The organism is Dactylosporangium sp. McL0621 (assembly GCF_049995355.1).
Classification (GTDB): domain Bacteria; phylum Actinomycetota; class Actinomycetes; order Mycobacteriales; family Micromonosporaceae; genus Dactylosporangium.
Genome location: NZ_CP188259.1, coordinates 3,479,170 through 3,488,847, shown reverse-complemented (window position 1 = coordinate 3,488,847; position 9,678 = coordinate 3,479,170). Strand labels below are relative to the sequence as shown.

At 75.3% G+C, this 9,678-nt stretch carries 13 protein-coding genes; 8 read left to right on the top strand and 5 right to left on the bottom strand.

Translation table 11 applies throughout. The features are described from left to right. Nucleotides 1-7: 7 nt before the first annotated feature. From ACPPVO_RS16460 to ACPPVO_RS16450, 3 genes are all read left to right on the top strand, one after another. A complete protein-coding gene (locus ACPPVO_RS16460; protein ID WP_426512065.1) occupies nt 8-1,036 on the top strand; it encodes a sensor histidine kinase in 1,029 nt (342 codons plus the stop codon). Beyond that, nucleotides 1,033-1,161, top strand: a complete 129-nt coding sequence (locus tag ACPPVO_RS16455; RefSeq protein ID WP_426512064.1) for a hypothetical protein — start codon at nt 1,033-1,035, stop codon at nt 1,159-1,161. The genes ACPPVO_RS16460 and ACPPVO_RS16455 overlap by 4 nt, the downstream gene beginning before the upstream one ends. 71 nt (nt 1,162-1,232) lie before the next feature. Further along, the gene (locus tag ACPPVO_RS16450; protein WP_426512063.1) at nt 1,233-2,390 is read left to right on the top strand and encodes a DUF6585 family protein; all 1,158 of its coding nucleotides are present in this window, start codon (nt 1,233-1,235) and stop codon (nt 2,388-2,390) included. Here the strand turns inward: ACPPVO_RS16450 and ACPPVO_RS16445 are convergent. Then, nucleotides 2,373-3,158 (bottom strand): SDR family oxidoreductase, encoded by a 786-nt coding sequence (locus ACPPVO_RS16445; RefSeq protein WP_426512062.1) that lies wholly within the window; start codon nt 3,156-3,158, stop codon nt 2,373-2,375. The two genes, ACPPVO_RS16450 and ACPPVO_RS16445, sit on opposite strands and share 18 nt — an antisense overlap. 329 nt (nt 3,159-3,487) lie before the next feature. On the opposite strand from ACPPVO_RS16445, the gene ACPPVO_RS16440 reads away from it, so the two are divergent. From ACPPVO_RS16440 to ACPPVO_RS16425, 4 genes are all read left to right on the top strand, one after another. Next, a complete protein-coding gene (locus tag ACPPVO_RS16440) occupies nt 3,488-4,030 on the top strand; it encodes a hypothetical protein (protein ID WP_426512061.1) in 543 nt (180 codons plus the stop codon). Further along, the gene (locus ACPPVO_RS16435) at nt 4,027-5,004 is read left to right on the top strand and encodes a TrmH family RNA methyltransferase (protein WP_426512060.1); all 978 of its coding nucleotides are present in this window, start codon (nt 4,027-4,029) and stop codon (nt 5,002-5,004) included. The genes ACPPVO_RS16440 and ACPPVO_RS16435 overlap by 4 nt, the downstream gene beginning before the upstream one ends. Nucleotides 5,005-5,129: 125 nt before the next feature. Beyond that, complete coding sequence (locus ACPPVO_RS16430) at nt 5,130-6,014, top strand: sigma-70 family RNA polymerase sigma factor (protein ID WP_426514639.1); 885 nt, start codon at nt 5,130-5,132, stop codon at nt 6,012-6,014. Nucleotides 6,015-6,226: 212 nt separating this feature from the next. Further along, nucleotides 6,227-6,493, top strand: a complete 267-nt coding sequence (locus tag ACPPVO_RS16425) for an acylphosphatase (protein WP_426512059.1) — start codon at nt 6,227-6,229, stop codon at nt 6,491-6,493. A 26-nt stretch (nt 6,494-6,519) separates the two neighbouring features. On the opposite strand, the gene ACPPVO_RS16420 is transcribed toward ACPPVO_RS16425, so the two are convergent. Next, nucleotides 6,520-7,053 carry a hypothetical protein gene (locus ACPPVO_RS16420; protein WP_426512058.1) on the bottom strand — a complete coding sequence of 178 codons (534 nt, stop codon included), beginning with the start codon at nt 7,051-7,053 and terminating at the stop codon, nt 6,520-6,522. Between ACPPVO_RS16420 and ACPPVO_RS16415 the strand changes: the two genes are divergently transcribed. Continuing rightward, entirely contained in the window at nt 7,052-7,552 is a 501-nt protein-coding gene (locus ACPPVO_RS16415) for a hypothetical protein (RefSeq protein ID WP_426512057.1), read from the top strand. The genes ACPPVO_RS16420 and ACPPVO_RS16415 overlap by 2 nt on opposite strands. Before the next feature lie 3 nt (nt 7,553-7,555). On the opposite strand, the gene ACPPVO_RS16410 is transcribed toward ACPPVO_RS16415, so the two are convergent. The 3 genes from ACPPVO_RS16410 to ACPPVO_RS16400 all read right to left on the bottom strand — a co-directional run bounded on the left by ACPPVO_RS16410 (nt 7,556) and on the right by ACPPVO_RS16400 (nt 9,678). Next, a complete protein-coding gene (locus tag ACPPVO_RS16410; RefSeq protein ID WP_426512056.1) occupies nt 7,556-8,314 on the bottom strand; it encodes a class I SAM-dependent methyltransferase in 759 nt (252 codons plus the stop codon). A 1-nt stretch (nt 8,315) separates the two neighbouring features. Continuing rightward, a complete protein-coding gene (locus ACPPVO_RS16405) occupies nt 8,316-8,726 on the bottom strand; it encodes an SRPBCC family protein (protein WP_426512055.1) in 411 nt (136 codons plus the stop codon). Nucleotides 8,727-8,805: 79 nt separating this feature from the next. Beyond that, the gene (locus ACPPVO_RS16400) at nt 8,806-9,678 is read right to left on the bottom strand and encodes an SMP-30/gluconolactonase/LRE family protein (protein ID WP_426512054.1); all 873 of its coding nucleotides are present in this window, start codon (nt 9,676-9,678) and stop codon (nt 8,806-8,808) included.

The window sequence follows — 9,678 nt, the reverse complement described above, 5'->3', positions numbered from 1 at the left end:
TGAGGGGATGAGCAGCGGCCGTGCCCGGGGCACCGTGGTCGCGGCCGCCGGGCTCGCCGCGGCGACCGCGGTCCTCGAACCGCTGCGCGGGCACCTCTCGCTGGCCTCGGTCACGCTGCTGTACCTCGTGCCGGTCGCCGGCGCCGCCGCGGCGGGCGGGCTCTGGCCCGCGCTCGGCGCCGCCGTCGCCGCCGACCTGCTGCTGAACTTCTTCTTCGTGCCGCCGCTGCACACGCTGAGCGTGGCGAGCTTCGACAACGCGATCGCGCTGGTCGTGTACGTGCTCGTGGCGGCCGCGGTCGCCGTGGCGATGGACGTCGTGGAGCGCCAGCGCGCGGCGGTCGGCCGGGCCCGGGAACTGGCCGAGGTCGACCGGCTGCGCACGGCGCTGCTCGACGCGGTCAGCCACGACCTGCGTACGCCGCTGGCCGGGATCAAGGCCGCCGCGTCGAGCCTGCGCAGCCCCGACCTGCGGTTCTCCGACAACGACCGGGCCGAGCTGCTGGCCACCGTCGAGCACGCGACCGACCGCATGACGGCCCTGGTCGAGAACCTGCTCTCGCTGAGCCGGCTGCGCGCCGGGGTGCTGTCGGCGCACCCGGAGCCGACCGCTCTCGATGCGGTGGCGGCCGAGGTGGTACTGCACCTGCCCGATCCCGAGCACGCGCGCGACCGGGTGGCTCTGGAGGTACCGGATGACCTGCCGCTCGCGCGGGCCGATCCGGGGCTGTTGACCACGGTGCTGGCCAATCTCGTCGCGAACTCGCTCGCGGCCGCGCCGCGCGTGCACATCACCGGCACGGCGCACGGGTCGCGGGTCCGGCTGGCCGTCGCCGACAACGGCCCAGGCGTGCCGGCGGCGCAACGGGCGGCGCTGTTCGAGCCGTTCCAGCGCCTCGGGGACCGCGGCGGGGCCGGGCTCGGGCTCGGCCTGGCCATCGTGCGCGGGTTCACGGAGGCCATGGGCGGCACGGTCACCCCGTCCGAAACGCCCGGTGGAGGCCTGACGATGACCGTGGAGCTGCCCGGAGCATGAGCAGCGTCCTCATCATCGACGACGACGAGCCGCTGGAGCACAAGCGGCTGCTGCCGGACCCGTCGCGGCCGCGCTACTTCGTCACCGAGCCCGGGATCGGCTACCGCCTGCAGCTCACCCCGTAGCGGCGGGACAACACGCGGGGCCGGGATGTGGTGTCATGGCGCACCCACCTCTTTCACCCCCGGGGGACATCATGATCCCGCACTATCGCGGCGCCGTCATCGGCGCCGTCGTCGGCGTGGCCGGCCTCGCCCTCGCGGCCTTCCTCGCCACCTCGAGCAGCGTCAGCTGTGACGGCCACGACATGTCGCCGGGCGACCAGTGCGTCCACATCTCCGACAGCGGCACGCGCACCGTCAACTCCTTCGACGACGAGCTGTCGTCGCAGCGGACCACCGGCGCGCTGAGCGGCGGCGCCATCGCCGTGCTGTTCCTCGGCCTGGCCGGGGCGCAGCTGGCCGGCGGCCGCCGCCGCGAGCGCGAGTCGGCCGCCGCCGGGCAGGCGACCCGTGAGCTGCTGAGCATCCCGCTGCCGCCGGACCCGGCCGCGCCCGCGAACCCGCCGCCGCCGACGATCCCCGCGGACGCCGTCCAGGCCGCGTGGCAGGCCCAGCTCGGCGGGTACGTGACCTCGCTGCAGCCCGGCAAGCGCTCCGCGGCGCTGATCTACGTGGGTCTGCTCGCGGCCGTCGGCATCCTCATGTTCGCCCTCGCCGCCGGCCGGGGCGGGACGCCGGCCGTCGTCTTCGGGCTTATCGCACTGGTGCCGGTGGCCGCGTGGGTCGCGGTGCTGGTGCGCTCGCCGCTGGTGTCGAAGAAGGCCCGCCAGCTCGGCTTCCACCTGTTCGCCCACGGGTTCGTGCGGGCGACCGCGGCGGGCGTGCAGGCCTACCAGTGGGACCAGATCGTCACGATCTACCAGTCGATCATCCGGCAGCAGGTGTACGGGGCGACGACGAACACGAACTACATCTACGCGCTCGAGTTCGCCGACGGCCGCGCGCTGACCCTCAACAACTTCTCCGCGGACATGCGTGTGCTCGGCCCGATCCTGCAGGAGCAGGTGGCCCGGGTGCAGGTGCCGCGGGCGCTGCAGTACCTGCACGCGGGCCGCCCGATCCCGTTCGGGGCGTACACGCTGACGAACGCGGGCGTGACAAACGGCGGCAAGAGCGCGCCGTGGTCGGAGATCGGCGGCCTGAAGGTCGCCAACGGCGCGCTGCGGCTGAGCCGGCGCGACGGCAAGGCGATCCTCGGCGGCCGGAAGGTCAGCACCATCCCGAACTTCCTGACCTTCGCGACGCTCGTCGAGCGGATGGCGGGCCAGCCGGCCTCAAACGTTCGCCTGTAGGAACTCCTCCCACGTGCGGCGGCCCACCGCGCGGTCCGGGGCGAGGTTCGCGCCTTCCCGGATCGCGCGGTACGCGCCGCCGCCCATCGGCATCCGCACGACGGGCCGCCGCCGGCCGGCCGCGCGCAGGTAGGAGCGGACGAGCTCGTCGAAGCCGTACGCGCGCGGCCCGGCCAGGTCCGGCACGAGCCCGGCGGGCTCGCCCAGCGCCAGCTCGGCGAGGCGCGCGGCGACCTCGGCCCCGTCGACGGGCTGGAAGCGCACGCCGGCCGGGACGGGGACCACCGGCATCCGGGCCAGCTGCCGGACCGTGGTGAGGGTCAGCTCGTGGAACTGGCTGGCCCGCAGGGTCGTCCACGGGATGCCGGACTCGGCGACGAGCACCTCGGCGGCGCGCTTGGCCGCGAAGTACCCGAACGCCATGCGGTCCATGGCGCTGCGCACGGGGACGCGGTCGGCCCCGACGACCGAGATGTACACGACGTGCTCGGCCCCGGCCCGGACCGCCGCCTGCAGCAGGTTGGCCGCCTTGACGTCGTCGCCCTTGGCCGAGCCGGCGCAGTGCACGATCGTCGCCGCGCCGTCGACGGCCCGCTCGACGTTGTCGTTGGTGGCCAGGTCGCCGAGGGCGTACTCGACGCCGGGGGCCTGTTCGGCGGGCCGCCGCCGGGTGAGGACCCGGACCGGGCGGCCGGCCTCGCGCAGGTGGGGCAGCAGCAGGCGGCCGAGCGTCCCGGTGCCGCCGGTGAGCAGGATTGCAGTGGTCATACCACCCCGACCCGCGAACGGCCGGGAATGTGACTAGCGCGCGTTGAAGACGCGCAGGGTCCAGTCGTCGAACCGGCGCCACGCGTCGCGCAGGAGGCGGCGAGCCTCGGCGGGCTGGACGTTGGGCAGCGGAAGCATGAGCAACTCCTTCTGGATCGATTCAGTAACTCCACCGTAGATGACGCTGAGTGATCGACTCCACCGTTTGCGGTGTGGGCCTCGACACGCCGCCGGAGTGGTTGCAGTAGGCCGCGGCCGATGGACCGGCGCAGGAAATCCGCTGGCCGGCGGGGCGGACGGGCTGCTATCAACGTCGGTGTGATCGCCGCTTGAGCCGTACCCTGCACACCGACCCCTACCATCGCCGCGCCGCGCGCCGGCCGGCCGTCGTGGCCGTCCGCGTCCGGGCCGCGCGTCCGGGGTTCGTCCACCCCGCCTCCCCCGCCGACATCCGGCGGCTGCTCGCCTTCTTCGGGCCGGCCGCCACCTACGGCCTGCGCGCGGTCGAGCTGCGCCAGCGGCCCGGCCCCGGTTTCGCGGTCGCCGCGCTCCGGGTCCCCGGGATCGTCCGGCTGTTCGAGCAGCCCGAGCCGCCGTGGGTGCTGCCGGGCCGGCTCGGCCCGCCCGACCTGGCGCGGCTGCGGCGCGCCGGTGCGGTCGTCTCGCCCGGACCGGCGGCCACGGAGGTCGGGTGGCCCGGCCACTCGCTGCGCGACTTCGTGCTCTTCGACGGGCTCATGCACGAGATCGGCCACCATGTCGTGCAGCACGCGGCGAACAGACACCGGACGGCGGCCATGCGCACGGCCGACCACGAGCGCCGCGCGGATGCGTACGCCGCCCGCGCCCGGGCGGAGGCGACCCGTTGGTGACGCTCGTCGGGGACGGTGTCGAGAACCCCGCCAACGCCGAGGCGCTCCTGGAGGCGGCGGCGATGTTCGATGTCGCGTGCCGGTTCCGCGACACCCGCGGCCTGGCCCGTCACCTGCCCGCACTGTCCACCGTGGACACCGGGGCGCTGCTCGCGGCGCCGGTCGTCGCGGTCGACAACGCGCCCGGGGCGGAGTCGGTGTACCGGACGTCGGGCATCCACAGTGGAGCGTCAATCGTGGTCGGCAACGAGCGGCGCGGCATCCGGCCCGATCTGCTGCGGGCCGCCGCGCGTACGGTGCACATCCCGATGCCGGGGCGCGGCGTCAACACCCTCAACGTTGCCACGGCGGCCGCGGTGGCGCTGTTCTACCTGCGCGGGGCGGGCGGGCGGCGGGCCGTACGGGCGCCGCGGCCCGAGTCGCAGCGGCCCGGTGTGCTGCTCGCCGCGCCGCGGGACCATGTCGAGGCCGGCAGCTCGCTGCGCTCGGCGGCCGCGTTCGGCTGGGCTTCGGTGGCGGTCGAGGACCGCGACAAGGTCTGGTTCGGCACGCCGCGGCCGGTGCGGGCCGAGGGGCGGGCCGCCGCGCGCAGTCACCGTAACCCGCTGCGGGTGGTGCCGAGCGAGGGGCCCGATCCGGCGTACTCCCGGATCGTCGTCTGCTCCCCCGCCGCCGACGGGCCGCCGGTGCACCGGACGGATCTCACCGGGGCGGGAACGCTCGTGGTCATCCCGGACGAGGGCTGGGCGCCGCCGCCGGGGTGCGCCGTGACCTGGGCCCGGGTCGAGGCGCCCGGCGTCACCGGGCGTTACCGGCTCGTCACGGGCGTCGTGCTGGCCGAGATCGCCCGGCAGCTCGGCGCCCGTGCGGCCGGGCGACCGCCCCGGCGCGGGCTGTCCTACGGCAGCGACCTGCGGCTCACCGCCCCGGGCGACGGAGACCTCGTCGAGGCGTGGGAGCTCCTGGCGTACTGAACCCGGTGCCCGGGCGCCCGTGGACTGAGGGGCGGCGTGGGAGCTCTCGCGGTACTGAACCCGTCACGTCTTGGTTCTCTGCGGGGTCGACCGGGAGAGGATCGAACGTGGAGAAGGGAAGTGCCGTGGACGAGAGCGAATGGCTGACCGGGCAGTTCGAGGCGCACCGGGCCCGGCTGCGGGCGGTCGCGTTCCGCATGCTCGGCTCGGCCGCGGAGGCCGACGACGCCGTCCAGGACGCCTGGCTGCGGGTGAGCCGCGCCGGGGCCGGCGGGGTGGACAACCTCGCGGCCTGGCTCACCACGATCGTGGCCCGGGTCTGCCTCAACCAGCTGCGCGCCCGTACGCAGCGCCGCGAGGACCCGCTCGAGGTGCACGTGCCCGACCCCATCGTCAGCCCGGTGGCCGGCGTCGACCCGGAGCACGAGGCGCTGCTCGCCGACTCGGTGGGCCTGGCCCTGCTCGTGGTGCTGGAGACGCTCACCCCGGCCGAGCGCCTCGCGTTCGTGCTGCACGACATGTTCGCGGTGCCGTTCGAGGAGATCGCGCCGATGCTCGAGCGCTCCCCGGCCGCGACGCGCCAGCTCGCCAGCCGGGCCCGGCGCCGCGTCCAGGGGCGCCCGACCGCGCCCGACCCGGACGTGGCCCGCCAGCGCGCGGTCGTGGACGCGTTCTTCGCCGCCTCCCGCGAGGGCGACTTCAGGGCCCTGGTCGGCGTGCTCGACCCCGACGTCATCCTGCGCTCCGACGGCGGCCCGTCGCGCCCGCGGCTCACCTTCACGCTGCACGGCCCGGAGCAGGTGGCGACCCAGGCCCTGGCCTCGTCGCGGCTCTCCCCGTTCGTGTACCCGGCCCTCGTCAACGGCGCCGCGGGCGTCGTGGTGGCGGCGAGCCCGGACCGCCCGCTGTTCGTGATGGCGTTCACGGTCACCGACGGGCGGATCGTCGCCATCGACGTGCTGGCCGACCCCGACCGGCTGCGCGCGCTGGACCTCGCCACATTGCGCTGAGGAGGCGCGGCGGCGCTGGCCCTCGCCGAGGCGGCGGCCGCGCGGTTGCCGGGCCATCATCTGGGGCCATCATCTGGGGCCGGCGGTCCGGGCCGACCTGCCGGAGCGCCTCGGCCGCCGCACCGAGGCCCGGGCGGCCGGGGATGAGGCGATCGGGCTGGTGCGCACCGAACCCGAGCGCGAGTACCGGCGGCGGCGGGTACGGTCGGACGGTGATCCGTAAACGGGTGCTCGTCTCGGGCCGGGTGCAGGGCGTCTACTACCGCGACACGTGCCGCCAGGTCGCCCGCGACCGGGGCGTCGCCGGCTGGGTGCGCAACCTCCCCGACGGGCGGGTCGAGGCGGTGTTCGAGGGCGGCGCGGAGCCGGTCGGGGCGCTGCTCGCCTGGGCCGGCGAGGGCCCGCCGCAGGCCGCCGTGGCCGGCGTCGAGGCGTACGACGAGCCCGTGGAGGGCCTGACCGGCTTCAGCGTCCGCTGAGCCGGCCGCCCGTCGGCAACCGCCCGTCAGCCGCCGGCGGAGCTGCGCTGGGCCTCGATCGCGGCCCGCATCGACTGGGCCAGGCCGATCGCCTGGACGACGGACAGCACCGGGGTCAGCAGCTCGAAGGCGAGCCCGTCGGGGCGCAGCGACAGCAGGGGGCTGTTGTTCACCAGCCGGGCGACCTCGCGCTGCTGCTCGTCGGTGACCGTGAAGCGGCGGGCGGTCCAGTTGCCGCGGGTGCTCAGCGTGCGCCCGCCGGCCAGGGCGAGGGTGCTGGGGCGGCCGGCGCCCCAGAAGCCGAGCCGGAGGTGGAACAGCGAACCGCCGCGGGCGTCGGTCAGGTAGTAGTTGCGCCCGGCGAAGCCCTGGCGGTGACCGGCGGCGAGGACGGTACCGGCGGCCGGGTCGAGAATCTCGTAGCGGGCCCGCATCGACCAGTTGTGCCAGCGGATCGTGGCGACCGGGCGGCCGTCGGCCAGAGTGACCGGCGACACGCTGCCGAACGGGGCCTTGTCCGGCAGCAGCAGCGTTCCGGCGTACGGGGCGAAGACGTCCATGCCCCCAATGGTCGCGCCGCCGCGCAACAAGGGCACCTCGAAGGGCCACGGCGACACCGTCGAGGCCGGCGGCATCCCCCTCACCGTCCACGCCGCGGGCGCGGCCGAGAGCCACGCCGACTCCTACCTCGTCACGGGCGACCGCGTCTTCATCGGGGACCTGGCCTTCAACGGCGTGCACCCGTACACCGCGGACGGCCACACCGGCGCCTGGCTGTCCACTCTGGACGACCTCGCCGAGCGCCTGGACGGGGCCGCGCTGCACCCCGGCCACGGCCGCCCGGGCGACGCCCGGATGCTAGCCGACCAGCGCCGCTACCTGCTGATGTACCGCGAGGCCGTACACCGCCTCGCGGTCGGCGCGCCGACCCTGACCGAGGCCGCGAAGGCCCGCCTGGAGGAGCTCATGACGAGCTTCCTGCCGGACGCGCCGCTGGCCTGGATGGTCGGCCTGGGCGCGGACGCGGTCGCCGCCGAGCTCGCGGGCGCGATGGTGTAGCGGTCAGTCGCGCTGGAAGACGAGCAGCTGGCTCGTCTCGTACTGCGGCTCCTCGGCGAGCCCGGGCAGCGCCGCCTCGATCCGCGCGAAGCCCGCCGCGGCGACCTCGTCGCTCATGAGCTCGAAGACCGAGACCGCACGCATCCGCAGGCGCTCGACCTCCTGGGCCAGGGTGGCCGAGCGCAGCCAGGTGACCTCCTCGTGGGCGACGGCCGTGAACCCGCCCCCGGTGAAGGCGCCGCGCACCTCCGCCTCGGACGGGAACTGGGCCCGGTCGATCTCGCGCCACTCCGGCACGACGCGGAACCACCAGACGTCGGGCATGCGGTCGGGGAAGTTCGCCTGCACGAAGATCCGGCCGCCGGGCCGCACCACCCGGCGCAGCTCCCGCACGGCGGCCGCGCGGTCGGCCACGTGGTGCCAGACGAAGAACAGCAGGGCCGCGTCGACGGAGGCGTCGGGCAGCGGGATGCGCTCGGCCGAGCCGGCCCGGTAGGTGACGCCCGGGTGCGCGGCGCCGGCCACGGCCTGTTCGCGCATCCGGCCGGACGGCTCGACCCCGTGCACGGGGCCGCCGAAGGTGCTCGCCAGCGAGGGCGTCAGGCGGCCGGTGCCCGAGCCGAGGTCGAGCCAGGCCAGCGGCCGGGTGGCCGGCAGGTGGCGGGCGAACACGTCCATCCACGTGCGCAGCGCGGCGGGCGGCACCTGCCGGGCGGTGGCGTACACGGTGTGCAGCCGCGTGTCGTAGTCGACCTTCTCCATGTCAGCGCTCCCCCTCCAGCACAACCCGCATCTCCTCGATGCCGCGCTCCACCCGGGCCCGCACCGCCGGCTCGCGGTCGTGCGGGAGCACGTCGGTCGTCCACACGAGCCGCGCGGCCGCCCCGCCGTCGTGGTCGAAGACCTCGAACGTGGCGTGGTGGTGGGCGAGCGTCAGGCGGCCGGGGCCCTGCACGGAGTACGCCAGGCGGCGGAGCCCGTGGTCGACCGCGACGATGAGCTCGCGCACCTCGGTGCCGTCGGGCATCGTGAGGATGCGCTCGTCACCCTCGACGCGCGCGGCGGCGACGCGGCCCGGCAGGAGCCGCCGGTGCACGTTGCCGACGTCGGCGACCGCCGCCCACACCGCGCCCGGGGGCGCCGCCACGACCGTCTCGACCCGGATGGATGCCACGCCGCAGTCTAGCGATCACGGCGGGGCGGGCGCCGCCCCGGACGACGATCACGGCGGGCGGGCGCGGCCCGGACGACGATCACGGCCACCCGACGTGGGGGGCCGGGGCGGGGGCGGCCAGGATCCGGCCGGTACCGCCGCCGAAGGGGTCCTGCGGGTCCCACTGCGCGGCGCAGATGAACAGGGTGCGGCCGTCGTCGCCGCCGAGCATCACGGCGAAGGGCGCGCGGTCCAGCTCGACGCGGTCGAGGATGCGGCCGCCCTCGGCGACGCGGACGGCCTCGTTGCCGCCGCTGGAGGTCCACACGGCGCCGTCGGCGTCGAGGCAGATCCCGTCGGGGCCGATGCCGTCGGCGAACACGCGGCGGTTGCCGAGGGTACCGTCGCCGGAGATGTCGAACGCCGTAAGCCTTCCGGAGAACGACTCCGAGACGATAAGCGTGCCGTTGTCGGGCGTGACGGCCATGCCGTTGGGGAACGCCAGGTCGTGCTCCTGCCGCTCGACGGTGCCGTCGGGCCGGATCAGGGCGATGAACCCGGGTTTGTAGCCGGGGCGCTCGGTCAGCGGCCGCGGGTCGGGCCGCTTGATGAACTCGAGAAAATCGAAGCCGGCGCCGTTGACGTACGCGTTGCCGCGCCCGTCGACCACGAGCTCGTTGCACCCGCCGGGCAGCGCCGAGAGGTCCGCGTGCGCCACGAGGGTGCCGTCGGGCTCGAGCCGCAGCAGTCTTCCGTCCGGCTTCGGCTCCTTCGGTACCACGAGCAGGCGCCCGTCGGGCAGCCAGCCGATCGTGTGCGGGTCGGCGGCCAGCGGTACGACCTCGTGGTCGCCTCCGGGCGTCACGGCGATGACCTCGCCGGCGCCCCAATGGCAGAACCAGAGCCGGCCCTCGTGCCACCGCGGCGACTCGACCAGCTTGAGACCGTCGAGAAGGATGCGTGCGTTCGTCAT

Coding starts and splice junctions, on each gene's coding strand:
- ACPPVO_RS16460 (WP_426512065.1), top strand. CDS start 8: ATGAGCAGCGGCCGTGCCCGGGGCACCGTGGTCGCGGCCGCCGGGCTC.
- ACPPVO_RS16455 (WP_426512064.1), top strand. CDS start 1,033: ATGAGCAGCGTCCTCATCATCGACGACGACGAGCCGCTGGAGCACAAG.
- ACPPVO_RS16450 (WP_426512063.1), top strand. CDS start 1,233: ATGATCCCGCACTATCGCGGCGCCGTCATCGGCGCCGTCGTCGGCGTG.
- ACPPVO_RS16445 (WP_426512062.1), bottom strand. CDS start 3,158: ATGACCACTGCAATCCTGCTCACCGGCGGCACCGGGACGCTCGGCCGC.
- ACPPVO_RS16415 (WP_426512057.1), top strand. CDS start 7,052: ATGCCCCCAATGGTCGCGCCGCCGCGCAACAAGGGCACCTCGAAGGGC.
- ACPPVO_RS16420 (WP_426512058.1), bottom strand. CDS start 7,053: ATGGACGTCTTCGCCCCGTACGCCGGAACGCTGCTGCTGCCGGACAAG.
- ACPPVO_RS16410 (WP_426512056.1), bottom strand. CDS start 8,314: ATGGAGAAGGTCGACTACGACACGCGGCTGCACACCGTGTACGCCACC.
- ACPPVO_RS16400 (WP_426512054.1), bottom strand. CDS start 9,678: ATGACGAACGCACGCATCCTTCTCGACGGTCTCAAGCTGGTCGAGTCG.